The organism is Bordetella sp. 2513F2, assembly GCF_054642735.1.
The window spans coordinates 592199-614965 of the sequence record NZ_CM137755.1; the positions used below are offsets into that span (position 1 = coordinate 592199).

Annotated in this window: 21 protein-coding genes; 15 read left to right on the forward strand and 6 right to left on the reverse strand. The window is 68.0% G+C overall.

The annotated features are described in order from the left end of the window. Positions 1–6: 6 nt before the first annotated feature. On the forward strand, positions 7–2466 hold the full coding sequence (locus ACYBYQ_RS02775) for a bifunctional acetate--CoA ligase family protein/GNAT family N-acetyltransferase (RefSeq protein ID WP_459616872.1): 2460 nt from the start codon (positions 7–9) through the stop codon (positions 2464–2466). 34 nt (positions 2467–2500) lie between these two features. Here ACYBYQ_RS02775 and ACYBYQ_RS02780 read toward each other — a convergent pair whose 3' ends face one another. Both ACYBYQ_RS02780 and yjgA read right to left on the reverse strand, forming a co-directional pair. Beyond that, positions 2501–3178, reverse strand: coding sequence for an alpha/beta hydrolase (locus ACYBYQ_RS02780; protein ID WP_459616873.1), 678 nt, complete (start codon positions 3176–3178; stop codon positions 2501–2503). Positions 3179–3189: 11 nt separating this feature from the next. After that, a complete protein-coding gene (gene yjgA, locus ACYBYQ_RS02785; protein WP_459616874.1) occupies positions 3190–3741 on the reverse strand; it encodes a ribosome biogenesis factor YjgA in 552 nt (183 codons plus the stop codon). A gap of 60 nt (positions 3742–3801) precedes the next feature. Here yjgA and pmbA point away from each other — a divergent pair, with 60 nt between their 5' ends. The 7 genes from pmbA to erpA all read left to right on the forward strand — a co-directional run bounded on the left by pmbA (position 3802) and on the right by erpA (position 10058). Beyond that, complete coding sequence (pmbA, locus tag ACYBYQ_RS02790) at positions 3802–5166, forward strand: metalloprotease PmbA (protein WP_459616875.1); 1365 nt, start codon at positions 3802–3804, stop codon at positions 5164–5166. Between the two features lie 124 nt (positions 5167–5290). Then, a complete protein-coding gene (locus ACYBYQ_RS02795; RefSeq protein ID WP_459616876.1) occupies positions 5291–6391 on the forward strand; it encodes a TRAP transporter substrate-binding protein in 1101 nt (366 codons plus the stop codon). 402 nt (positions 6392–6793) lie between these two features. Further along, the gene (gene rplM, locus ACYBYQ_RS02800) at positions 6794–7222 is read left to right on the forward strand and encodes a 50S ribosomal protein L13 (RefSeq protein ID WP_459616877.1); all 429 of its coding nucleotides are present in this window, start codon (positions 6794–6796) and stop codon (positions 7220–7222) included. A gap of 9 nt (positions 7223–7231) precedes the next feature. Beyond that, positions 7232–7624, forward strand: a complete 393-nt coding sequence (rpsI, locus tag ACYBYQ_RS02805) for a 30S ribosomal protein S9 (protein ID WP_006388641.1) — start codon at positions 7232–7234, stop codon at positions 7622–7624. A gap of 129 nt (positions 7625–7753) precedes the next feature. After that, positions 7754–8818: an N-acetyl-gamma-glutamyl-phosphate reductase gene (gene argC, locus ACYBYQ_RS02810; protein ID WP_459616878.1), complete on the forward strand. Its 1065-nt coding sequence runs from the start codon at positions 7754–7756 to the stop codon at positions 8816–8818. A gap of 31 nt (positions 8819–8849) precedes the next feature. Further along, entirely contained in the window at positions 8850–9599 is a 750-nt protein-coding gene (locus ACYBYQ_RS02815; RefSeq protein WP_459616879.1) for a DUF6776 family protein, read from the forward strand. An 87-nt stretch (positions 9600–9686) separates the two neighbouring features. Further along, complete coding sequence (gene erpA / locus ACYBYQ_RS02820) at positions 9687–10058, forward strand: iron-sulfur cluster insertion protein ErpA (RefSeq protein WP_459616880.1); 372 nt, start codon at positions 9687–9689, stop codon at positions 10056–10058. A 135-nt stretch (positions 10059–10193) separates the two neighbouring features. Here the strand turns inward: erpA and ACYBYQ_RS02825 are convergent, their stop codons facing one another. After that, the gene (locus tag ACYBYQ_RS02825) at positions 10194–11333 is read right to left on the reverse strand and encodes an anhydro-N-acetylmuramic acid kinase (protein WP_459616881.1); all 1140 of its coding nucleotides are present in this window, start codon (positions 11331–11333) and stop codon (positions 10194–10196) included. Between the two features lie 22 nt (positions 11334–11355). Further along, positions 11356–12771 (reverse strand): M23 family metallopeptidase, encoded by a 1416-nt coding sequence (locus ACYBYQ_RS02830; RefSeq protein ID WP_459616882.1) that lies wholly within the window; start codon positions 12769–12771, stop codon positions 11356–11358. Positions 12772–13035: 264 nt separating this feature from the next. Here ACYBYQ_RS02830 and tyrS point away from each other — a divergent pair, with 264 nt between their 5' ends. The 4 genes from tyrS to nrdR all read left to right on the forward strand — a co-directional run bounded on the left by tyrS (position 13036) and on the right by nrdR (position 16972). Further along, positions 13036–14280 (forward strand): tyrosine--tRNA ligase, encoded by a 1245-nt coding sequence (tyrS, locus tag ACYBYQ_RS02835; RefSeq protein ID WP_459616883.1) that lies wholly within the window; start codon positions 13036–13038, stop codon positions 14278–14280. A 34-nt stretch (positions 14281–14314) separates the two neighbouring features. Beyond that, positions 14315–14971 carry a YbhB/YbcL family Raf kinase inhibitor-like protein gene (locus ACYBYQ_RS02840; RefSeq protein ID WP_459616884.1) on the forward strand — a complete coding sequence of 219 codons (657 nt, stop codon included), beginning with the start codon at positions 14315–14317 and terminating at the stop codon, positions 14969–14971. A gap of 187 nt (positions 14972–15158) precedes the next feature. Next, a complete protein-coding gene (gene glyA, locus ACYBYQ_RS02845) occupies positions 15159–16406 on the forward strand; it encodes a serine hydroxymethyltransferase (protein WP_459616885.1) in 1248 nt (415 codons plus the stop codon). 86 nt (positions 16407–16492) lie between these two features. Further along, complete coding sequence (nrdR, locus tag ACYBYQ_RS02850) at positions 16493–16972, forward strand: transcriptional regulator NrdR (protein WP_459616886.1); 480 nt, start codon at positions 16493–16495, stop codon at positions 16970–16972. Positions 16973–17003: 31 nt separating this feature from the next. On the opposite strand, the gene ACYBYQ_RS02855 is transcribed toward nrdR, so the two are convergent. Together ACYBYQ_RS02855 and ACYBYQ_RS02860 are read right to left on the reverse strand one after the other, a co-directional pair. Then, the gene (locus ACYBYQ_RS02855) at positions 17004–17957 is read right to left on the reverse strand and encodes a GlxA family transcriptional regulator (protein WP_459616887.1); all 954 of its coding nucleotides are present in this window, start codon (positions 17955–17957) and stop codon (positions 17004–17006) included. Between the two features lie 11 nt (positions 17958–17968). Further along, a complete protein-coding gene (locus ACYBYQ_RS02860; protein WP_459616888.1) occupies positions 17969–18529 on the reverse strand; it encodes a cysteine hydrolase family protein in 561 nt (186 codons plus the stop codon). Positions 18530–18709: 180 nt separating this feature from the next. Between ACYBYQ_RS02860 and ribD the strand changes: the two genes are divergently transcribed. The 3 genes from ribD (at position 18710) to ACYBYQ_RS02875 (ending at position 22761) form a co-directional block, all read left to right on the forward strand. Then, a complete protein-coding gene (gene ribD, locus ACYBYQ_RS02865) occupies positions 18710–19822 on the forward strand; it encodes a bifunctional diaminohydroxyphosphoribosylaminopyrimidine deaminase/5-amino-6-(5-phosphoribosylamino)uracil reductase RibD (RefSeq protein ID WP_459618689.1) in 1113 nt (370 codons plus the stop codon). Between the two features lie 28 nt (positions 19823–19850). Next, positions 19851–20471, forward strand: coding sequence for a riboflavin synthase (locus ACYBYQ_RS02870; RefSeq protein WP_459616889.1), 621 nt, complete (start codon positions 19851–19853; stop codon positions 20469–20471). 373 nt (positions 20472–20844) lie between these two features. Then, positions 20845–22761 (forward strand): PrkA family serine protein kinase, encoded by a 1917-nt coding sequence (locus tag ACYBYQ_RS02875; protein WP_459618690.1) that lies wholly within the window; start codon positions 20845–20847, stop codon positions 22759–22761. Positions 22762–22767: the final 6 nt, after the last annotated feature.

Consider the following 22767-nt stretch of genomic DNA (forward strand, 5'->3'; position numbering starts at 1 on the left):
GCGCCCATGTTGCGACACGTCCTGGCTCCGCTGTTCGAGCCTCGCTCCTTGCTGGTCGTGGCCGACCGCCCGTTGCCCGTGGCGTCGGTCCTGCCAGCGGCGCTGCGCGCCTCCACCACCGTCGTCGCGTGCATGCCGGGCGAGGCGCCCGCCATGCCCGACGCCTGCGCGGGCGTGCCCGCCGGCGAGCGTCCCGATCTCGCGCTGGTGTGCGTTTCGCCGGCCGTGCTGCCCGAGACGCTGCGGCGCCTGGCAGCGCATGCTCCGCGTGCAGCCGTGGTGCTGCCCCACGAGACCCCGGATCCGTATCCCGGCGGCACGCTGGCACTGTGCCGGGCCTGGGCGCAGGAACACGGCTGCCAGTTGCTGGGGCCGCGCTCCTTCGGGGCCCAGCGCCCGCATGCGGGGCTGAACCTCAGCCAGCACCCGGGCCTGGCCCGCGCCGGCCGCGTGGCGCTCGCGGCGCAATCACGCTCCATCATGGCCGCCGTGATGGACTGGGCGGAGGACGTGCACATCGGATTTTCCACGGCCGTGTCGCTGGGCGACGAGGCCGTGGTGGACCTGGCCAGCGTGCTCGACTACCTCGCCAGCGACCCGCGCACCGACAGCATCGTGCTCTACCTCGAAGAGGTAGGGCCGGCGCGGGAATTCATGAGCGCGCTGCGCGCGGCAGCCAGCGTCAAGCCCGTCATCGTCCTGAAGGCCGGCCGCGGCGATGCTCAGGGCGGCGATGCGGTGTTCGATGCCGCCCTGCGTCGGGCGGGGGCAGTGCGCGTGCGCTATTTCGTGCAGCTCTTCTCCGCGGTCAAGGTGCTGGGCTACACGCGGCGCCCGCGCGGCCGGCGCGTGGCGCTGTTCTCCAACGGCAGCGGGCCGCCGCAGCTGGCACTGGACCTGATCGGTCCGGACGCGGCCGTGCTCAAGGCGGAGCTCTCGGGCCAGACGCGCCGCGCCCTCAAGGACATGCTGGATCCCGATGCGGCCATCGACAACCCGGTCATCACCTACACGCCGCTCACGCCCGAGCGCATCCAGGCGGTGCTGGATTGCCTGATCGACGATCCCGGCGTCGACGGCGTGCTGGTGCTGCTCGCTCCCGACGCACTGGCCGACATGCCGTCCGTGGCGCGCAGGCTGGCGCAGGTCGCGCCGGCGGCGCGCAAGCCGGTGGTGAGCTGCTTCATGGGCGATGCCGGCATGCGTCCGCTGCGCCGCATGCTGGATGATGCGGGCACGTCCGCCTTCCGCACGCCGGAGTCCGCCGCCGACGCGTTCGGCGTGCTGGCCACGCATCATTACAACCAGCAGCTGCTGCTGCAGACCCAGCCCCCCGAACCTGCCGGCATGCCGCCCGACATCGCGGGCGCACGTGCCGTGATCGCGTCTGCCCGCGCGCAGGGCAGGCTGGACCTCTCGGCCGAAGAGGCGCGCGCCGTGCTCGATGCCTTCCAGGTGCCGCTGCGCGACACCCCCCGCGACGTGCTGCCGGCCGAGCCCGAATCCCGGCCCATGGCCATACACGTGTGGCGCGACGCGAAATTCGGGCCGGTGATCCGTTTCGGCGCGGGCGGCCCCGATGCCGTGCTGTCGGCCGCCGACCGGGGCATGGACCTGCCGCCGCTCAATGGCTTCCTGGCGCGCCAGCTGGTCGAGCGCAGCCGGCTGTGGCGCACGGTGCTGGCGCCGGAGGTTGGCACGGTGGCCGCCGAATCCCTGCAGCAGGCGCTGGTGCAGGTCTCGGAGCTGGTCTCCGAACTGCCCGACATCGAGAAACTGGAAATCGACCCGCTGTATGCGGGCGAGACGCACCTGCGCGCCGCCGGCTGCAGCATGCGGCTATGTGCCGCACCCGCCTGCGAGGCGCCGCAGCTGCAGGGCTATCCGCACATGGCGATCCATCCCTATCCCACGCGGCTGGTGCAGGTGCGCCGGTTCGAGGACGGCACGCCATGGGTGATCCGCCCCATCCGCCCCGAGGACGGCCAGCCGCTGCAGGAATTCATCCGCGGGCTGTCGGAGCGCTCGCGCTACATGCGCTTCGTCTCCATGATGCGCGAGCTCACGCCGCGCATGCTGTCGCGCTATACCCAGGTGGACTACCACCGGGAACTGGCGCTGGTTGCGGCCACGCAACTGCCCAACCCCGCCAACCGCGGGCATCCGCACGAGGTCATCATCGGTTTTGCGCACTATCTGCGCAATCCCGACGGCCGCGGCGCCGAATACGCGCTGGTGATCGGCGACGACTGGCAGCGCCGCAGGCTGGGCGGCCAGCTGATGCAGGCGCTGATCGAGGCGGCGCGCGAGCAGGGGCTGGAGTACATAGACGGTCTGGTGCTGGCCGCCAACCGGCCCATGCTCACGCTCATGACCCGGCTGGGCTTCACCAACGATCCGGATCCCGAGGACCCGACCATGAGGCGGGTCTGGCTGGACCTGCGGGGCGGGCCGGCGCCGCGATAGCGGCCGGCGACAGGGCCCCGGCCGGCATGCCGCGTCAGTGCAGGACTTCGCCCAGGAACGCCGCGATGTCGGCGATCTCCTGCGGGCACACGGAATGCGGCATGGGATAGGTGTGCCAGCGCACGTCGTGCCCCAATGCCAGCAGCTGCTGGCGCGACTGTTCGGCACGCGCCAGCGCGACCACGGGGTCGTACAGCCCGTGCGCCAGGAAGATGGGCGTCTGCGCATTGGCCGACTGCCGCTCCGCGGCCACGCTGTCGATCAGGGGCAGGTAGCCCGACAGGCCCAGCATGCCGGCCAGCGGCTCTTCCAGCCGCAGGCCGGTATGCAGCGTCATAGCGCAGCCTTGCGAAAAGCCGGCCAGCACGATGCGCGAGGTGGGGATGCCGCGCGCGTTCTCGCGGGCGATCAGCGCGCGCACGGCCTGTTCGCTGCGGCGGATGCCCGCGCCGTCTTCGCGCCGCACCAGGTCCATGACCAGGATGTCGTACCAGGAGCGCATCGCCATGCCGCCATTGATGGTGACGGGCTGGACCGGCGCGTTCGGGAACACGAAGCGCACGGCCGGGCCGAGCACCGGGCGCAGTTCTGGCACGATGGGCGCGAAGTCGTTGGCGTCGGCGCCGAGCCCGTGCAGCCAGATGACGGCGTGGGTGGGGTTCGGCGCGGTCTCGATCTCGACGCAGTCCAGCAGGGCAGTGGGGGCGTTCATGGGCGAGGCAGTCAGGAGACGAGCGGTTTGAGGGCCTGGAACAGGGCACGATAGTGCTTGCGCTGGGGCTCCTGGCCGGGGCCGAGCGCGGCATTGGACTGCGCTTCCTTGCGGGCCGCCCGGATCACGGTGCGCAGATGCTGGATGTCGAAGTCGGGATGCTCGCGCAGCAGGGCGGTGAGGGCGTCGTCGTCGGCCAGCAGGCGTTCGCGCAGGGCCTCCAGCCGATGCATGGCGGCGGTTTCCTCGCGCGAGCCGTTGCGCCAGGCGTCGAGCTGGGCGCGGATCGCGTCGGCCGGCGCATCGCGCATGAGCTTGCCGACGTAATGGACCTGGCGCCGCCGGCCTTCGCGGCTGGTGGTGCGCTGCGCTTCGCGGATGGCCTCGTACAGGCGCTCGGCCAGCGGCAGCTGGCGCAGGCGTTCGGGCGAGAGCTCGACCAGCTCCTTGCCAAGATCCAGCAGCGCGTGCATTTCGCGCTTCACCTGGGATTTGCTGGGGCGGTCGTAGCCTTCGTCGTCGGGATCGTCGGACGCGAGGGCGTCGGGAGCGTGGGGAATCATCGGAGATACTGCGCAAACACGGACTTGGCTATGATAACCGTCTCTGCAAACTGGACAGCAATGGTCAATTCCTCTTCTACCCTGCCGATCGACGCCAACCACGCGCGTTTCCGTGAACTCGTCGAGAAGGTCCTGGGCTATGCCCGCAAGGCCGGCGCCACCGACGCCGTGGCCGAAGTGTCCGAAAGCCTGGGCCTGTCCGTGGCCGTGCGCAAGAACGACATCGAGACCGTCGAGCAGACCCGCGACCGTTCGCTGGACCTCACCGTCTACGCCGGGCAAAGCCGCGGTTCGGCTTCCACCTCCGATTTTTCCGACGAGGCCCTGCGCCAGACGGTCGAGGCCGCCTGGCACATCGCCCGCCATACGGCTGCGGATCCCGCAGCCGGGCTGCCCGACCCCGAATTCCTGGCCCACGACTATCCCGACCTCGCGCTGCACTATCCCTGGCCCGTGGGCACCGAAGAGGCCGCCGCGCTGGCGCTGCGCGCCGAGCGCGCCGCCCGCGAGGTGGACCCGCGCATCACCAATACCGACGGCGCCACGGTGGGCACCTACGAGGGCCAGTTCGTGATGGGCAACACCCGGGGCTTCCTGGGCGGTTATCCCTATTCGCGGCACAGTCTTTCGGTGGCGCCCATCGCCGGCCGCGGCAACGGCATGCAGCGCGACTACTGGTACACGTCCGAGCGCGATCCCTCGCGCCTGGCCTCGCCCGAGGCGGTGGGCCGCTATGCCGCCGAGCGCACGCTTTCGCGCCTGTCGGCCCGGCGCATCCGTACCGGCAAGTTCCCCGTGCTGTTCGAAGCGCCGCTGGCGCTCGGCCTGCTGGGCGCCTTCACGCAGGCAACCAATGGCGGCGCGCTCTACCGCAAGGCCAGCTTCCTGGTCGACGCGCTGGGCAAGCCGGTGTTCGCCGACCACATCGACGTGGCCGAGGATCCGCACATCCGCGGGGCCATGGGCAGCTCGCCGTTCGACGACGAGGGGGTGCGCACCCGCGCCCGCAAGGTGGTGTCGGGCGGCACGCTGGAAGGCTATTTCCTTTCCACCTACACGGCGCGCAAGCTGGGCATGGCCACCACCGGCAATGCCGGCGGTTCGCACAACCTGTCGCTCACCTCGCGGCACACCCGGCCCGAAGACGATTTCGCCGCCATGCTGCGCAAGCTCGGCACGGGCCTGCTGGTCACCGAGCTGATCGGGCAGGGCGTCAACTACGTCACCGGCGATTATTCCCGCGGGGCATTCGGCTACTGGGTCGAGAATGGCGAGATCCAGCATGCGGTGCAGGAAATCACCATTGCGGGCAACCTGGCCGACATGTTCCGCGGCATCGTTGCCGTCGGGGCCGACACCATCTCGCGCGGCACCAAGACCACCGGCTCCATCCTGATCGAGCAGATGTCGGTGGCGGGCACCTGAAATCTCCGTGTTTTGTGCGGCGCAGCAGCTGCGAGGGCTGCACGCGCCGTCTATGACAAGGTGTAATATCGCGCCGTTGTCGCCCCATTTCCCCAATTATTCGCTGATCCTCAGGAGACGGAAGATGCAACGTCGCTCGTTTTTGAAAAATGCCGGCCTCGGCGCCGTCGCAGGTAGCGCGGCGGTCGCCGCACCGGTTTTCGCGCAGGATGCCCCCACGCTGAGCTGGCGCATGGCTTCCAGCTTCCCGCGCAGCCTCGATGCGCTGTTCGGCACGGGCGAGGTCTTTGCCAAGTTCGTCTCCGAGGCCACCAACGGCAAGTTCACGGTGCGCCAGTTCCCCGGCGGAGAGATCGTGCCGGCGCTGCAGGTCATGGACGCAGTGTCCAACAACACCATCGAATGCGGCCACACGGTGTCGTACTACTACTACGGCAAGGATCCGGCCTTCTGCTTCGATGCCGCAGTGCCCTTCGGCCTGAACGCGCGCCAGATGACGTCTTGGATGCTGGACGGCGACGGCATGAAGCTCACGCGCGAGATGTTCGCCCCGCACAACATCGTCAACTTCCCCATGGGGAACACCGGCGTGCAGATGGGCGGATGGTACCGTCGCGAGATCAAGTCGCCCGATGACCTCAAGGGCCTGAAGATGCGCACCGCCGGCTTCGCCGGCGAAGTGCTCTCGCGCCTGGGCGTGGTGCCCCAGCAGCTGGCCGGCGGCGACGTCTATCCCTCGCTGGAGCGCGGCACGCTGGACGCGGTGGAATTCGTCGGCCCCTACGACGACGAGAAGCTGGGCTTCAACAAGGTCGCCAAGTTCTACTACTACCCCGGCTGGTGGGAAGGCGGCCCGCAGGTGTCGCTCTATATCAACAAGGGCACCTGGGAGAAGCTGCCCAAGTCCTACCAGGCCATCGTCGAGGCGGCCAGCCGCGTGGCGCACGTGGCCATGACCTCCCGCTACGACGCCCACAACCCGCCGGCGCTGCGCAAGCTGATCGCGGGCGGTGCAGAACTGCGCGCCTTCCCGCGCTCGGTGATGGACGCCTCCTACCAGGCTGCCCAGCAGGTCTACAAGGAATTCAGCGACCGCGATCCCAAGTTCAAGGCGCTGTACGAGAACTACATGGGTTTCCGCGACAGCGTGGTGCCCTGGTTCCGCCTGGCCGAAGGCGCCTACGACCAATACCTGGGCGTGGCCATGGCCGCCGGCAGCAAATAACGGCAGCACGTAACGGCAGCACGTAACGGCAGCACGTAACGGCAGCACGTAACGGCAGCACGTAACGGCAGCAGGGTACCGACAAAGCCCGGTCCGGCTCCGTCCGGCCGGCGACGGGGCGGTGGCGCTTCTGGCACGAGGCGCCACCGCCCCGTTTCCATTCGCCGCAGGGCAGGCACTTGCGCAAGACTTGATCAGATGTGCTAGAATCGTCGACTTTCCCTAATCACGGGTCAGCACGGGCGGGTAATAACGCTTAGGCGGGCGGTGTGTGGGCGCAAACCGAGGCGCGGCAAATCTGGCGAAGCCAGGCTTTCCGGGCGCGGGGAAGCCCCGGGAATTGCAGTGCTCCTGCCCGACGTCCGGCGCAGGGGAAATCCGATTCAGAATCTAGGAACCATCATGAAGACCTTTGTGGCCAAGCCGCATGAAGTCAAGCGTGACTGGTTTGTGATCGACGCCAAGGGCAAGGTCCTCGGTCGTGTGGCCAGCGAAGTCGCACGCCGTCTGCGTGGTAAGCACAAACCCGAATTCACGCCCCACGTGGATACTGGCGATTACATCGTCATCATCAACGCCGCCGATATCGTCGTCACGGGCAACAAGGCGCACGACAAGAAGTACTTCCGCCACACCACCTACCCCGGTGGCATCCGCGAGACGAACTTCGAGAAGATGCAGCAGCGTTTTCCCGGTCGCGCGATCCAGAAGGCCGTCAAGGGCATGCTGCCCAAGGGTCCGCTGGGCTACGCCATGATCAAGAAACTCAAGGTGTACGCCGGTGCCGAGCACCCGCACACCGCTCAGCAGCCCAAGCCGCTGGACTTCTAAGGACAAGCCATGATCGGTAACTGGAATTACGGAACCGGCCGTCGCAAGACCTCGGTGGCCCGCGTCTTCATCAAGAAAGGTACCGGCAAGATCGTCGTCAACGGCAAGCCCGTCGACGAGTTCTTCGCCCGCGAAACCGGCCGCATGGTCGTGCGCCAGCCGCTCGAGCTCACCGGCCACCTCGAGAGCTTCGACATCAAGGTCAATGTGCACGGCGGCGGTGAAACCGGCCAGGCCGGCGCGGTCCGTCACGGCATCACGCGTGCCCTGATCGACTACGACGCCACCCTGAAGCCGGCCCTGTCGCAAGCGGGCTTCGTCACCCGCGATGCGCGCGAAGTCGAACGCAAGAAAGTCGGCTTCCGCAAGGCTCGTCGGCGCAAGCAGTTCAGCAAGCGCTAATGGGTTCGAAAAAGGCCGCGCAAGCGGCCTTTTTCTATGGGCGCCTCCCCCGGCGTGCGGCAGGCGGGCAGCGCGGCCCGGGCGCGCTTTGGCGATACAATCTCCCCACGTTTTCTGGATGATCCCTCCATGGCTCAAGCATCGAACTCCCGCATCAAGGTCGGCATCGTCGGCGGCACCGGTTATACGGGCGTCGAGCTGCTGCGCCTGTTGTCGCAGCACCCCAACGTGGAGCTGGTGGCCATCACTTCCCGCAAGGAAGACGGCATGCCCGTGGCCGACATGTATCCCAATCTGCGCGGTCGCGTGAACCTGGCCTTCTCCACGCCCGACCAGGCGCCGCTGGCCGAATGCGACGTGGTGTTCTTCGCCACGCCCCACGGGGTGGCCATGGCGCAGGCGCCCGAACTCCTGGCGGCGGGCACCCGCATCATCGACCTGGCGGCCGATTTCCGCCTGCAGGACACCGCGGTGTTCGAGCGCTGGTACAAGATGCCGCACAGCTGCCCCGACATCCTGGCCGAGTCGGTGTACGGGCTGGTCGAACTCAACCGGAACGCGCTCGCGGGCGCCCGCGTGGTGGGCAATCCCGGCTGCTATCCCACCACCGTGCTGCTGGGCCTCGCGCCGCTGCTCGAGGGCGGCAAGGCGCTGGTCGATACCGACCACCTCATCGCCGACTGCAAGTCGGGCGTGTCGGGCGCCGGCCGCAAGGCCGAGGTCGGTTCGCTGTTCTCCGAGGCCTCCGACAACTTCAAGGCCTACGGCGTGGCGGGGCATCGGCACCACCCCGAGATCTCCGCCCAGCTCGACAGGCTTGCCGGGCGCAAGGTCGGCCTCACCTTCGTGCCGCACCTCGTGCCCATGATCCGGGGCATGTTCACGACTCTCTATGCGCGCATCCTGCCCGAGGCCATGGATACCGATTTCCATGCCCTGTACGCGCAGCGCTACGCCGACGAGGCCTTCGTCGACGTGATGCCGGCCGGCAGCCTGCCCGAGACCCGTTCCGTGCGCGCTTCCAACACCCTGCGCATCGCCGTGCATCGGCCCGAGGGCGCCGATCAACTCGTCGTGCTGGTGGTCCAGGACAACCTCGTCAAGGGCGCGTCCGGCCAGGCGGTGCAGAACATGAACCTCATGTTCGGCCTGCCCGAACCCACCGGCCTGGACCAGGTCGCCATCCTGCCCTGAGGCCCTGCGGGCCGCCCGCGGCCCTCGTCGCATGCAAGACGCCCACGCCACGCGGTCCAGCCGCCCCCGTAACGCCGGGAGGCTGTCGCGCATCCCGTGGCTGGCCGTGGTGCTGTGCGCCGGGCTGGCGCTGGGCGCCGGTGCCGGCTACCGCTACGCCCGCCAGCCGGGCGCTGCCGCGGTCGTCCTCCCCAGCGAGCAGGCCTCGGCGCGCCAGGAGGCAGTCCAGCAGCGCGAGGCCGAATTGCGCTATCTGCGTTCCCAGCTGGATACGGCCGATGGCGAACTCTCGGTGGAGCGGGCTGCGCGCACCGAGCTCGAGGCGCAGTTGCGCGCAGCCCAGGCCGAATCCGGGCGGCTGCGCGACCAGCTCGCCTTCTACGAGCAGTTGCTGCCGCCGGGGCCGGAGGGTTCGGTGGACCTGCGGGCCGTGGAGGTGCAGCATGCAGGTGCGGGGCTGCGCTACAAGATATTGCTGATGCGCAGCGGCCGCAGCGAGCAGCCGTTCTCCGGGGCGCTGCGCTTCGAGGCCGCCGGCGTGCTCAAGGGCGAGACGGTCTCGGTGGAGCTTGCGCCACTGCAGGTGCGCCCGGAAGGCGAGGGCAGTGCTGCGGCGGTTGATCCGGCTGCCCCCGCGCCTCTGCCGCTGCAGTTCGAGCAGTACCAGCGCAGCGAGGGCATGCTGGCCTTGCCGGAGGGATTTGTCCCCGAGGCGGTCACCGTCAGCGTGCTGGAGGGCGCCACGGTGCGGGCCGCGCGCACCGTGCCCGTGGAATTTTGAGTCCGGGCGCGCCTGGGCTATAGTGAACCTATCCGGGCGGCCGAAGTCCGCCCCATGGCATGTGGCCGTAGGGCCAGGAGTGTAATCATGAATGCTGTCACCGAAACCGTAGACCTGCAGGCTCCGCCGCCTGCACCCCTGATCTTCACCGATTCGGCAGCCATCAAGGTCAAGGACCTGCTGGCCGAAGAGGGCAACCCCGAGCTCAAGCTGCGCGTGTTCGTGCAGGGCGGAGGCTGTTCGGGCTTCCAGTATGGCTTCACGTTCGACGAAGTCGTCAACGAAGACGACACCGTGCTCGACAAGAACGGCGTGCAGCTGCTCGTCGACCCGATGAGCTTCCAGTACCTGGTGGGTGCCGAGATCGACTACAAGGAAGACCTCGAAGGCGCCCAATTCGTCATCCGCAACCCCAACGCCACCACCACCTGCGGCTGCGGATCGTCGTTCTCGGTCTGAGCCGGGTCGTCGTCCGGATTTGATCAACGTAGGGCCGCAGGAGACTGCGGCCCTACGTACGTGTGGCCGTCGCGGCGCGTTCCGTCGCGTCCGGCTCGCCCGGCCTTTCCTCCCTGCCGCCTGTTTCTGCGCCGCTCAGCGCGGATAGCGCGCGCCCAGGATGCGTGGGCCGCGCGCGCCCGTGACTTCCGGCGTGCCTGCCGGCCGGCCTTCCATGTGGGCCAGGGCCAGCCATGCAAATGCCAGGGCTTCCACCGACTGCGAGGGCACGCCTTCGGAGTCGGTGGGCCGTACCGGGCGTTGCAGGGCGTAGGCCAGCTCCTGCATCAGGCCTGCGTTGCGTGCCCCGCCGCCACACACCAGCACGTCGCGCGCTTGCGGCAGCGTTGCGTCCAGCGCATTGGCCACCGTGCGGGCCGTGAGGCGCTGCAGCGTGGCCTGGACGTCGGCCGGTGGGAGGGGCTCGCCGCCGTAGCTGGCCAGCCGCGCATCGAGCCAGGCCGCGTCGAAGAGGTCGCGCCCCGTGGACTTGGGCGGCGGCAGAGCGAACCAGGGCTCTGCGCCTATGAGGTGGTCGAGCAGCCCGGCATGGGCGCGGCCGCTGGCGGCCCATGCGCCGTCGGCATCGTAGGGGCGCCCGGTGTGGCGCCGGCACCAGGTGTCCAGCAGCACGTTGGCCGGCCCGGTATCGAAGCCGCGCGGCGCCTGGCCCGGCTCGAGCAGCGTGAGATTGGCGATGCCGCCCAGGTTCAGCACGGCGCGTGGGTGGCCGGCGCCGAACACCGCGGCGTGGAAAGGGGGAACCAGCGGCGCTCCCTGGCCGCCCGCCGCGACGTCGCGGCTGCGGAAGTCGGCGATGACGTCGATGCCGGCAAGCTCGGCCAGCCGCGCCGGCGCATTGAGCTGGATGGTGTAGCCCAGTTCGGGCCGGTGCCGCACCGTCTGGCCATGCGCGCCGATGGCCGAGACTTCGGCCGCCGTCATGCGCGCCTCGTCGAGCAGGGCCCCCACCACGTCGGCGTACAACTGGGCCAGGGCCAGCGAGGCGCGCGCGGCGCGCTCGAGCTCGTCTGCGCCGCTTTGATTCAGGGCCAGCAGTTCGGCCTGCAGGGCCGGGGGCATGTCGAGCGCCGCCTCCGCCAGCATGCAGGGGCGGCCGTCTGGCGCGAAGCGCACCAGCACGCCGTCGACGCCATCCAGGCTCGTGCCGGACATCAGTCCGATGAAGCAGCGGCCCGGTGCGTGGGCATCCGGGCCGGATGGGGAATGCGCCATGGCAGCGGGCGTGGCCGGGTCTTTAGCGGCTGGCCACGCGGGTCGCGTCTTCGGGCTGCGTCTGCTGCAGCTCGGTGAGCAGGCGGATCTGCCGCTTGTAGGGCTCGACGGCCTGCGCGAAGGCCCGGGCCTCGGCGGGCTCGAGCTTGCGCGCCACAGGGAGATCCACTGCCAGCGGGTCGACGGGGACGTTGTTGACGCGGAACTCGTAGTGCAGGTGCGGACCGGTGGCCCATCCTGTGGAGCCCACATATCCGATCAGTTGGCCCTGCGACACTTTCACGCCTTTCTTGATGCCGCTGGCCAGCTTGCTCTGGTGGCCGTACAGCGTGGTGTATTTGCCGTGGTGCTTGAGTATGACCACATTGCCGTAGCCGTTCTGCCAGCCGGCGAACTCCACTTCGCCATCGGCCGTGGCATGGATGGGCGTGCCGGACGGTGCGGCGTAGTCCACGCCCTTGTGGCCGATCCAGCGCTTGTGGATGGGATGCATGCGCATGCCGAAGGTGGAACTGATGCGGGTGAACTTGAGGGCGGTGCGCAGGAAGGTGCCGCGCAGGCTGGTGCCGTCGAAGTCGTAGTAGGCGCCGGACTTGCCGTCGGGGCTGAACCATACCGCGTTGTAGGTCTTGTCGCCGTTGATGAACTCGAGCGCCAGCACGCGGCCCGCGCCGGCGTAGCGGCCGTCGTGCGAGCGGACCTCGTAGACCACGCGGAACTGGTCGCCCTGGCGGAGGTCGCGCAGGAAGTCGAGTTTGGCGCTGAGGATATCGGCCATCTGCAGCGTGACCGAATCCGGCACGCCGGCGGCGTCGGTTGCGCCGAACAGGGACGAGCGGATGGTGCCCACGGCCACGCGCGTCTGCGTTTCGGTGTCCTGGGTGATCTCGCGGGCCGCGTAGCCGCCGGAGCCGTCGGGCTCGACGAAGAGCATGCAGGTGTAGACCTGGCCGCCGTCCTCGCTGCCCGGCGTGTGGATGTAGCGCAGCCAGACCAGGTTGCCGGCGCCATCGGTGGCGGCCTGCATCGAGCGGCCCGGATACAGCTTGTAGATGCTGCGGGCGCTGGGATCGTGGGTGAGGAACTGCTGGAGGCCAGGGGCGTCGAGTTCCAGGCGCTGCAGCACCGAGGCGAGCGTGTCGCCGCGGCGGATGCGGGTTTCGGTGATATACGGAGCGCTGTCGGCAGCACTGACCTGGTATTGGCCGGCTTCGAGGGGGAGCGGACTATGGACGAGCCGGCTGGGCGGCAATTCGGTGCGGTCGGGCTGCTGGACCATGCCAAGGGCCGCCGCGGCGGCGAAGAGGCCCAGGGCCGTGACGGCCAGCGCCCTGCTGACCAGGGCGGCGCGGCGGGATCGGGGTTCGGACGGCGACGCGAACAGGGCGGCAGCCTTGCTTGGTACTCCGTCTGCCGGGCTGTTGGTGCCACGATTCATCGTGTAAAGACCCTTCTGGTGACGTGCAATTCTTGCTGTGCTGACCGGATGCTGCCGGGGGGCGCGGGCCACGCGGGCGGCATGGCCAGGCGTGGGGCGCGCGGTTGTGGCGCATTACAGACAACAACGGGTGGAACGGGGCGCTACCGTCATGTGACAGTTGCGTATGATTAGGGCGTTATGCTAGCGGATTCGGATAGAATTTTCGACCGATTTTTGTCGTATTTACCTCTTTTTTTGCACCAGAATCGTCTGGTTTGATCCATGTCCCTGACTGAAGCCTCTTCTACTCCCAACGTCGACGCCCCCGAAGTCGCCGCCGGCCTGCGCGCGGCGCGGCGCGGCTGCGACGAACTCCTGGTGGAGTCCGAGTTCGCCCGCAAGCTTGCCCGCAGCCACGCCACGGGGGTTCCCCTGCGCATCAAGCTCGGACTGGATCCCACTGCGCCGGACATCCATCTCGGCCATACGGTGGTGCTCAACAAGATGCGCCAGCTGCAGGATCTCGGCCATACCGTGATCTTCCTCATCGGCGACTTCACCGCCATGATCGGCGACCCCAGCGGCCGCAACTCCACCCGGCCGCCGCTCACGCGCGAGCAGATCAAGGTCAATGCGGAAACGTACTACGCGCAGGCCAGCCAGGTGCTGGATCCGTCGCGCACCGAGGTCCGCTACAACTCCGAGTGGTGCGACCCGCTCGGCACGCGCGGACTGATCCAGCTGGCCTCGCGCTACACCGTGGCGCGCATGATGGAGCGCGACGACTTCACCAAGCGCTTCAAGGGCGGCGTGCCCATCGCGGTGCACGAGTTCCTCTACCCGCTGCTGCAGGGCTACGACTCGGTGGTGCTCGAGGCCGACCTGGAACTTGGCGGCACCGATCAGAAGTTCAACCTGCTGGTGGGCCGGGAGCTGCAGAAGGAATACGGGCAGGAGCCGCAGTGCATCCTTACCATGCCGTTGCTGGAGGGCACGGACGGCGTCGAGAAGATGTCCAAGTCCAAGGGCAACTACATCGGGATCTCCGAGGCGCCAGCCGAGATGTTCGGCAAGCTCATGTCGATTTCCGACACGCTGATGTGGCGCTATTTCGAGCTGCTGTCGTTCCGCTCGCTCGAGGACATCGCGGCGCTGCGCGCAGAGATCGAGGGCGGGCGCAATCCGCGCGATGCCAAGGTGATGCTGGGCCAGGAGATCGTGGCCCGCTTCCATGGCCAGGCTGCGGCGCAACAGGCGCTGGCCGCATTCGAGGCGCGCTTTCGCGACGGCGCCCTGCCCGAGGACATGCCCGAGGTCAACGTGGCGGGGGCGCCCCTGGGCATCCTCAAGCTGCTGCGCGAGGCGGGGCTGGTGGCTTCGGCCTCCGAGGCGCAGCGCAATGTCGAGCAGGGCGGGGTGCGCGTCGACGGCGATCGCATCGAAGACAAATCGTTGCAATTGCCCGCCGGAACCTACGTCGTGCAAGTCGGCAAGCGCAAGTTCGCGCGTGTTAACTTGGCGGGGTAGGAAACGCCTACGGCATTACACCTAGGAGTCCGACATGAAACTCTCGAGCCTGTCTTTTTCCGATAACGACTCGATGCCCGAGCGCTATGCCTTCGGACGGATCGACCCGCAGTCCCACGTCGCGCTGGCCGATAATTGCAATCCGCATTTCGCCTGGGATGACGTGCCGGAGGGCACCAAGTCGTTCGCCCTGATCTGCCATGACCCCGACGTGCCGTCCAAGCCCGACGATGTCAACGTCGAGGGCCGCACGGTGCCTGCCAGCCTGCCGCGCGTGGATTTCTTCCATTGGGTGCTGATCGACCTCCCGCCCGCCCTGCGCGAGATCGACGAAGGCGCGTTCTCCAACGGCATCACCCCGCGCGGCAAGGGCGGTCCGCTGGCCCCCATGGAGGCGCGCCAGGGGCTGAACGACTACACCGGCTGGTTCGCCGCCGACCGCGACATGAACGGCCAGTATTTCGGCTACGACGGCCCCTGCCCGCCCTGGAACGACGAGCTGGTGCACCACTATGTCTTCACGCTGTATGCCCTGGATGTGGCCCAGCTGCCGGTCACCGGCAGCTTCACCGGCGCCGACGCCCTGAAGGCCATCCAGGGTCATGTGCTGGCCCAGGCGTCGCTCACGGGCACCTATACGCTGAATCCCGGCCTGGCGCCCAAGGAGATCGGGGCGCAGTCCAGCACCTGAACGGCATCGCGTGCCGGCTCCTGATGCAGCCCGCCTCCAGGCGGGCTGTCTTTTCATGAGCCCTGCTCATGCTGGCTTGAGCCGGGGGCCGGCCGGGGCGCCGCGGTAAACTACGGGTTTTCCGCGTGAACCGGCCGCCGCGCCACTTCCGCGCCTGCGCATCTCCCTTTCCGCTCCAGGAACCTCCATGTTCGACCGCAACCTCGACCTCGCCAAGGTGGATCCCGACCTCTGGGCCGCCATCCAGCAAGAAGAAACCCGCCAGGAACAGCACATCGAGCTGATCGCCTCCGAGAACTACGCCAGCCCGGCGGTGATGCAGGCCCAGGGCACGCAGCTCACCAACAAGTACGCCGAGGGCTACCCCGGCAAGCGGTACTACGGCGGTTGCGAGTACGTGGACGTGGTCGAGCAGCTGGCCATCGACCGCCTCAAGCAGATCTTCGGCGCCGAGGCCGCCAACGTGCAGCCGAACTCGGGTTCGCAGGCCAACCAGGGCGTCTACAACGCCGTGCTCAAGCCGGGCGACACCGTCCTGGGCATGAGCCTGGCGGAGGGCGGCCATCTCACGCATGGCGCCTCGGTGAACCAGTCGGGCAAGCTCTACAACTTCCTGCCCTACGGCCTCGACGAAAACGAAGTGCTGAACTACGCCCAGGTCGAGCAGCTCGCCCGGGAGCACAAGCCCAAGCTCATCGTGGCCGGGGCCTCCGCCTATGCGCTGCACATCGACTTCGAACGCATGGCGCGCATCGCCCGCGACAACGGCGCCCTGTTCATGGTGGACATCGCCCACTATGCCGGGCTGGTGGCCGGGGGCGCCTATCCCAATCCGGTGCCGCACGCCGACTTCGTCACCTCCACCACGCACAAGTCGCTGCGCGGCCCGCGCGGCGGCGTGATCATGATGAAGGCGGAATTCGAGAAGGCCGTCAATTCGGCCATCTTCCCCGGCATCCAGGGCGGCCCGCTGATGCACGTGATCGCCGCCAAGGCGGTGGCCTTCAAGGAAGCGCTGTCGCCCGAATTCAAGGACTACGCGCAGCAGGTCGTGAAGAACGCGAAGGTGCTGGCCGACACGCTGGTCAAGCGGGGCCTGCGCATCGTCTCCGGCAAGACCGAAAGCCACGTCATGCTGGTGGACCTGCGCCCGAAGGGCATCACGGGCAAGGAAGCCGAGTCGGTGCTGGGCCAGGCGCACATCACGGTGAACAAGAACGCCATCCCCAACGATCCGGAGAAGCCCTTCGTCACCAGCGGCGTGCGTCTGGGCACGCCGGCCATGACCACCCGCGGCTTCAAGGAAGCCGAGGCCGAGCTCACCGCCAACCTGATCGCCGACGTGCTCGACAATCCGCGCGACGAGGCCAACATCGCCGCGGTGCGTGCCCGCGTCAACGAGCTCACTGCGCGCCTGCCGGTCTACGGCGGCTGAATCGCGGCGGGCCGGTTGCAACTGGCCCGCCCGCTGCGCACCGGCCGTCATTACAATATTTCCGATCACAGGAACCGGGAGCGCGCATGAGATGCCCTTTCTGCGGCAACGCCGATACGCAGGTCGTGGATAGCCGCGTGTCCGAGGAGGGCGACACCATACGCCGCCGGCGGCGCTGCCTGGGTTGCGACAAGCGCTTCACCACCTACGAGCGGGTCGAGCTCACCATGCCGTCCGTGGTCAAGCGCGACGGCAGCCGTTCCGAGTACGACGCGGGCAAGCTGCGCGGCAGCCTCGGCCTGGCGTTGCGCAAGCGGCCGGTCAGCACTTCCGAGGTCGACGCTGCCGTGGCGCGCATCGAGGAAAAACTCCTGGCCAGCGGCGCGCGCGAAGTGCCCAGCGAACAGATCGGCGAGCTCGTCATGGCCGAGCTCAAGCGGCTCGACAAGGTGGCCTACGTGCGCTTTGCCTCGGTCTACAAGAGCTTCGAGGACATCGGCGAGTTCGTGGAGGCCATCCGCGAGATGCAAGGCCCGCTGCCGCAGGGCAAGCTCAGGAAGGGGTAGGGCGCTGCCGGCGCACGGCGGGCCGGCACGCTCACGCGCCGCGCAGGCCGCCGGGCGTGCCGTCCTCATAGCGTTTCCACACGCGGCGCAGATGATGCCCCGAGCCGAAGCCGGCGCGTTCGGCCACGCGCTCCAGGTCCAGCCGGGTTTCCCGGATCAGTTCGCGCGCCAACGCCAGCCTGACCCGATACAGATATTCCATGGGGGTGCACCCCGCGTGTTCCGAGAACAGCCGGCTGAGGTGGCGCGGCCCGGTGTGGGCCGCGCGCGCCAGGTCGGCCACCGACCAGGGCGCCGCGGGATCGCGCAGGATCGCGTCCTGGACGCGGTGCACCCCGGGATGCAGGTGGTTGCGGTGCGCCAGCCATGGCGACAGGGCCGGATCCTGACCGACGCGCCGCAGGTACACCACCATGTCGCGTGCCACGTCGCCCGCGACGCGCGGGCCGCAGTCCTGGGCCACGAGGTGCAGCGCGAGATCTATGCCGGCGGTGATGCCGGCGCTGGTGAGCATGGGCCCGTCCTCGACGAAGATGCGATTGTCGAGCACCCGAGCACCCGGTTCCGCCCGGCGCAGGGCGTCGAGGCAGGCGTGGTGGCTGGTGCACTCGCGCCCGCGCAGCAGGCCCGCGGCGGCCGTCACCAGGGCGCCGGCGCACACCGACATCACGCGGAATCCGTCCTGCGGCTGGCGCTGCGCCAGCCATCGCACGATCGCCCGCGTGGCGGGCGCCGACCAGTCGGGCGCCGCGCCCACCTGGCCCGCCACTACCACCAGCGCATCCGGAGGCAGTTGCGCCGGCAGCGCCTGCAGCCGGTTCAGGTAGAGCCCCGACAGTCCGCTCTCGACCTCGGCTTCGGGGCCGCAATAGTGCAGTGCGTAGCTGCCCGGCACGCATTTGTTGGCCGAACGGAAAGCCTCGGCCGGGCCTGCCAGGTCCAGCAGCACGATGCCGTGCGTGACGAGGAAATAGACGGGTGTCATGTGGCCGGCAATCAGGCCGACGGCGCGTCGGCGGCGGACACCACGTCGGCGAAGCGCCCGTGCAGGACGAGCTCGGTGCGTTCGCGCAGCGCCTGCGGCGAATAATGGCGTCCGGAGCGGGAGCGCATGGCGAAGGTCAGGGTGGCGTCGAGCGCGTATCGTACCTGGAAGCCGGCATCCGAGGCATGCCGGGCGGTGGTCTCGCAGCATTGCTCGGTGCGTATGCCGCTCACGATCACGCGCCGTACCCCATGGCGCAGCAGCCAGTCGTGCAGGGTGCCGCCTTGTGCGTCGCGGGCATAGAGCGCGGAATGCACCGATTTGTGGAACACGGCATCGGGCGCGACGGCCAGGCCTTCCAGGGTGCGCACGTGGCCCGACGCCAGCGAGAACGGGTCGGCGGGATCGCCGCTGTCTGCGTGGAAGACCTGCAGCACGAGAATGCCGCGGCTCGCGCAGGCATCCACCAGCCCCTGCTGGGCGGCCAGGAAGGCGGGGAGTTCGGCGGGATCCCAGTACGGACGGTGGCGGAAGGATTCCTGTACGTCGATCACGAGCAAGGCCTGGTTCATGGAGCGGGCTCCTGGGAAGTGGGAGGAAGCGCCATTCTGGGCTGTCCGCGCGGCGCCGGCGAGCCAGGCGCCGGACCTCCGGCGTACCGATACGGACATGCCGGCCGGTCGCGGCGGGCTGCGGCTGGACATACAATCGGAACCCTGATGAATGCCACCGTATCCGACGACCTTGCCTGGATGCAGCGCGCCCTGGCCCTGGCCCGTGGCGTGCTCTACAGCACCACGCCCAATCCCCGCGTGGGCTGCGTGATCGTGCGCGACGGCCGGGTGCTGGGCGAGGGCGCCACGCAGCCGCCCGGCGGACCGCATGCCGAGGTCTGTGCCTTGCGCGATGCGGCCGCGCGCGGCGTTCCGGTGGCTGGCGCCACCGTCTATGTCACGCTAGAACCGTGCAGCCATCATGGCCGCACGCCGCCCTGCGTGGACGCGCTGCTGGCGGCACGTCCTGCGCGCGTGGTGGTGGCCCTGAGGGATCCCAATCCGCGCGTCGACGGCGCCGGCATCAGGGCGCTGCGCGAGGCCGGCATCGCCGTCGAGGTCGGGCTGTGCGCCGACGAGGCCCTGGAGATCAACGCCGGCTTCGTGGCGCGCATGCGCCGCGGCACGCCCTGGACGTGGCTCAAGCTGGCCGCCTCGCTGGACGGCCGCAGTGCCCTGCACAACGGCATGTCGCAGTGGATCACCGGGCCCGAGGCGCGCGCCGACGGTCACCACTGGCGCGCCCGCAGCTGCGTGGTGCTCACCGGCATGGGCACCGTGCTGGCCGACGATCCGCAGCTCAACGTGCGCGAAGTGCGCACGCCGCGTCCGCCGCGCAAGGCCGTGGTCGATGGCGGTTTCGCCATTCCCGAGAGCGCCCGGCTGTTCGATGGCAGCGAGGTGCTGGTGTTCACCGCCCGCAGCGACCCGGCGAAAGCCGCGCGCCTGGCGCGCCGCAATGTGCGCACCGTCGTCATGCCGGGGCCCGAACCGCGCCGCGTGGACCTCGCCGGCATGATGCAATGGCTGGGCGAGAACGACGTCAACGAGGTGCACGTGGAGGCAGGCGCCGGCCTGTCCGGCGCCCTGCTGTCGGCCGACTGCGTCGACGAATTGCTGGTGTATCTCGCGCCGGTGCTGCTGGGCGATGCCGCGGGCATGGTGCGCATGCCCATGCTGGAGCACCTGGATGCGGCGCGGCGCTTCATCTTCGACGACGTGGCCCGCCTCGGGCCCGACGTCCGCCTGCGCGCACGGCTGGATGCGCGCTGGCAAGCCCTGCGCGACGGCCTGGCTGCCGATCCGCAGTGATTCGAACGAATTGAAACAGGAGCAAATCATGTTCACGGGTCTGGTCGCGGCCGTCGGCCGCATCGTCGAGGTCAAGCCGCTGGAAGAAGGCGCCCAGGCCGGGGTGCGGCTCGACGTCGAGGCCACTGCGCTGGGCCTGGACGACGTGCGCATCGGCGATTCGATCGCCATCCAGGGCGCCTGCATGACAGTGGTTTCGCTGCCTGCGCCGGGCCATTTCGAAGTCGACGTCTCGCAGGAAAGCCTGGCCCGCACCGTGGGGCTGGATCGCCCGGGCGAGGTGAATCTCGAGAAATCCCTGCGCGTAGGCGATGCCATCGGCGGTCACCTGGTGTCCGGGCACGTGGACGGGCTGGGCGAAGTGCTGCGCTTCGCCCCGGTGGGCGAATCGCGCGAGCTGGCCCTGCGCGTGCCTGCCGCGCTGGGCCGCTATCTGGCGTACAAGGGGTCGGTGGCCATCAACGGCATCAGCCTCACGGTGAATCGCGTACATGACCATGCGGATGGCTGCGACATCAGCATCAACATCATCCCGCATACGCAATCGGTGACCACGCTGCGCAATATCCGCGTCGGCGACAAGGTCAACGTCGAGATCGACACCATCGCCCGCTACGTCGAACGCATGCTCGCCACGGCACCACGCTGACGACCTGCGATGCACTGTCTGCGTGCGCGATGCGCAGATGCGTGCATCGCCTGCACAGGGACGTGCATGTCATGACTTTTTTCCTGGGATTAGCACTCGCTGCATGCGGCTGCTGACAGGTATGCAAATGTCATGCTAGGTAAAAACCGACCCCAAATCCACACCGCATGGAACTTGTGCGGGAACATCGGGGCCTAATCAAAAACAGCCGCCGAGGGGCTTTCTATTGTGTGTGGTGAAACCGCCACGTCAAGATGATGGGGTCCGGAGAATCGCAATAATGTCTGGCACCGCTCTTGCTACAGGAACACAATGAACAACAGGCGACCTGTTTTTATCTTTGGCATCCGTAGGAGGGTTGGTCGTGCAAAGCATCCTCGAAGGCTTCAAGTCGCAGTACGCCAGAGACCAGGAGACGGAGCTCTCGCTTGAAGAGTATCTGGCCCTGGCCAAGCGGGACCCGATGGTCTACGCAAGCCCCGCCGAACGCATGTTGTCCGCGATCGGCGAACCCGAGCTGATCGACACACGCAACGATCCGCGCCTTTCGCGGTTGTTCTCGAACCGCGTCATCCGCCGTTATCCCGCTTTCCGCGAGTTCTACGGCATGGAAGACGTCATCGACCAGATCGTGGCGTTCTTCAAGCATGCCGCCCAGGGCCTCGAGGAACGCAAGCAGATCCTCTATCTGCTGGGGCCGGTCGGTGGCGGCAAGTCGTCCATCGCCGAGCGCCTCAAGGTGCTGATGGAAGCCCATCCCATCTACGCCCTCAAGGGCTCGCCGGTCAACGAATCTCCGCTCGGGCTCTTCAACCCCGACCGCTTCGGCGAGCAGCTCGAGGCCGAATACGGCATACCCAAGCGCTACCTGCACGGCATCATGTCGCCCTGGGCAGTGAAGCGGCTGCGCGAGTTCGACGGCGACATCTCCCAGTTCCGCGTCGTGCGCCTCAACCCCTCGGTGCTGCGCCAGGTGGCCATCGCCAAGACCGAGCCCGGTGACGAGAACAACCAGGACATCTCCTCGCTGGTGGGCAAGGTCGACATCCGCAAGCTCGACCGCTACTCGCAGGACGATCCCGACGCCTACAGCTACTCCGGCGGCCTGTGCCTGGCCAACCAGGGGCTGCTGGAGTTCGTCGAGATGTTCAAGGCGCCCATCAAGATGCTGCATCCGCTGCTCACGGCCACGCAGGAAGGCAACTTCAAGGGCACCGAGGGCTTCTCGGCCATTCCGTTCAACGGCATGATCCTGGCCCACTCCAACGAATCCGAGTGGCAGACCTTCCGCAACAACAAGCACAACGAGGCCTTCCTCGACCGCATCTACATCGTGAAGGTGCCGTACTGCCTGCAGGTGTCGGAAGAGGTGCGCATCTACGAGAAGCTGCTGCGCCACAGCTCGCTGGCCGAGGCGCCGTGCGCCCCGGGCACGCTCGACATGATGGCGCAGTTCTCGGTGCTCACGCGGCTGAAGGAGCCGGAGAATTCCAGCATCTATTCCAAGATGCGCGTCTACGACGGCGAATCCCTGAAAGACGTGGACCCCAAGGCCAAGGCCCTGCAGGAATACAAGGACTACGCCGGCACCGACGAGGGCATGACGGGCGTGTCCACCCGCTTCGCCTACAAGATATTGTCCAGCGTCTTCAATCACGACCAGACCGAGGTCGCGGCCAACCCCGTGCACCTGATGTACGTGCTCGAGCAGCGTATCGCCCGCGAAGACTTCCCCGAGGAAACGCGGCGCCGCTATCTCGAGTTCATCAAGGGCTACCTGGCGCCGCGCTATGCCGAGTTCATCGGCAAGGAGATCCAGACCGCCTACCTGGAGTCCTACTCCGAGTACGGGCAGAACATCTTCGACCGCTACGTCACTTTCGCCGACTGCTGGATCCAGGACGAGGAATTCCGCGATCCCGAAACCGGCGAGAGCTTCGACCGCAGCGCGCTGAACGATGAACTCGAGAAAATCGAGAAACCGGCGGGCATCGCCAACCCGAAGGACTTCCGCAACGAGATCGTCAACTTCGTACTGCGGGCGCGCGCCAACAACGCGGGCCGCAATCCCAACTGGACGAGTTACGAAAAGCTGCGCGAAGTCATCGAGAAGAAGATGTTCTCCAACACCGAGGACCTGCTCCCGGTGATTTCCTTCAACGCCAAGGCCTCGGCCGAAGACCGCTCCAAGCACCAGAGCTTCGTCGACAGAATGGTGGAGAAGGGTTACACCGAAAAACAGGTTCGGCTCCTGTGCGAGTGGTATCTTCGCGTAAGGAAGTCCTCCTGAGCGGGG

Coding starts and splice junctions, on each gene's coding strand:
- ACYBYQ_RS02775 (WP_459616872.1), top strand. CDS start 7: ATGTTGCGACACGTCCTGGCTCCGCTGTTCGAGCCTCGCTCCTTGCTG.
- ACYBYQ_RS02780 (WP_459616873.1), bottom strand. CDS start 3,178: ATGAACGCCCCCACTGCCCTGCTGGACTGCGTCGAGATCGAGACCGCG.
- yjgA (WP_459616874.1), bottom strand. CDS start 3,741: ATGATTCCCCACGCTCCCGACGCCCTCGCGTCCGACGATCCCGACGAC.
- pmbA (WP_459616875.1), top strand. CDS start 3,802: ATGGTCAATTCCTCTTCTACCCTGCCGATCGACGCCAACCACGCGCGT.
- ACYBYQ_RS02795 (WP_459616876.1), top strand. CDS start 5,291: ATGCAACGTCGCTCGTTTTTGAAAAATGCCGGCCTCGGCGCCGTCGCA.
- rplM (WP_459616877.1), top strand. CDS start 6,794: ATGAAGACCTTTGTGGCCAAGCCGCATGAAGTCAAGCGTGACTGGTTT.
- rpsI (WP_006388641.1), top strand. CDS start 7,232: ATGATCGGTAACTGGAATTACGGAACCGGCCGTCGCAAGACCTCGGTG.
- argC (WP_459616878.1), top strand. CDS start 7,754: ATGGCTCAAGCATCGAACTCCCGCATCAAGGTCGGCATCGTCGGCGGC.
- ACYBYQ_RS02815 (WP_459616879.1), top strand. CDS start 8,850: ATGCAAGACGCCCACGCCACGCGGTCCAGCCGCCCCCGTAACGCCGGG.
- erpA (WP_459616880.1), top strand. CDS start 9,687: ATGAATGCTGTCACCGAAACCGTAGACCTGCAGGCTCCGCCGCCTGCA.
- ACYBYQ_RS02825 (WP_459616881.1), bottom strand. CDS start 11,333: ATGGCGCATTCCCCATCCGGCCCGGATGCCCACGCACCGGGCCGCTGC.
- ACYBYQ_RS02830 (WP_459616882.1), bottom strand. CDS start 12,771: ATGAATCGTGGCACCAACAGCCCGGCAGACGGAGTACCAAGCAAGGCT.
- tyrS (WP_459616883.1), top strand. CDS start 13,036: ATGTCCCTGACTGAAGCCTCTTCTACTCCCAACGTCGACGCCCCCGAA.
- ACYBYQ_RS02840 (WP_459616884.1), top strand. CDS start 14,315: ATGAAACTCTCGAGCCTGTCTTTTTCCGATAACGACTCGATGCCCGAG.
- glyA (WP_459616885.1), top strand. CDS start 15,159: ATGTTCGACCGCAACCTCGACCTCGCCAAGGTGGATCCCGACCTCTGG.
- nrdR (WP_459616886.1), top strand. CDS start 16,493: ATGAGATGCCCTTTCTGCGGCAACGCCGATACGCAGGTCGTGGATAGC.
- ACYBYQ_RS02855 (WP_459616887.1), bottom strand. CDS start 17,957: ATGACACCCGTCTATTTCCTCGTCACGCACGGCATCGTGCTGCTGGAC.
- ACYBYQ_RS02860 (WP_459616888.1), bottom strand. CDS start 18,529: ATGAACCAGGCCTTGCTCGTGATCGACGTACAGGAATCCTTCCGCCAC.
- ribD (WP_459618689.1), top strand. CDS start 18,710: ATGCAGCGCGCCCTGGCCCTGGCCCGTGGCGTGCTCTACAGCACCACG.
- ACYBYQ_RS02870 (WP_459616889.1), top strand. CDS start 19,851: ATGTTCACGGGTCTGGTCGCGGCCGTCGGCCGCATCGTCGAGGTCAAG.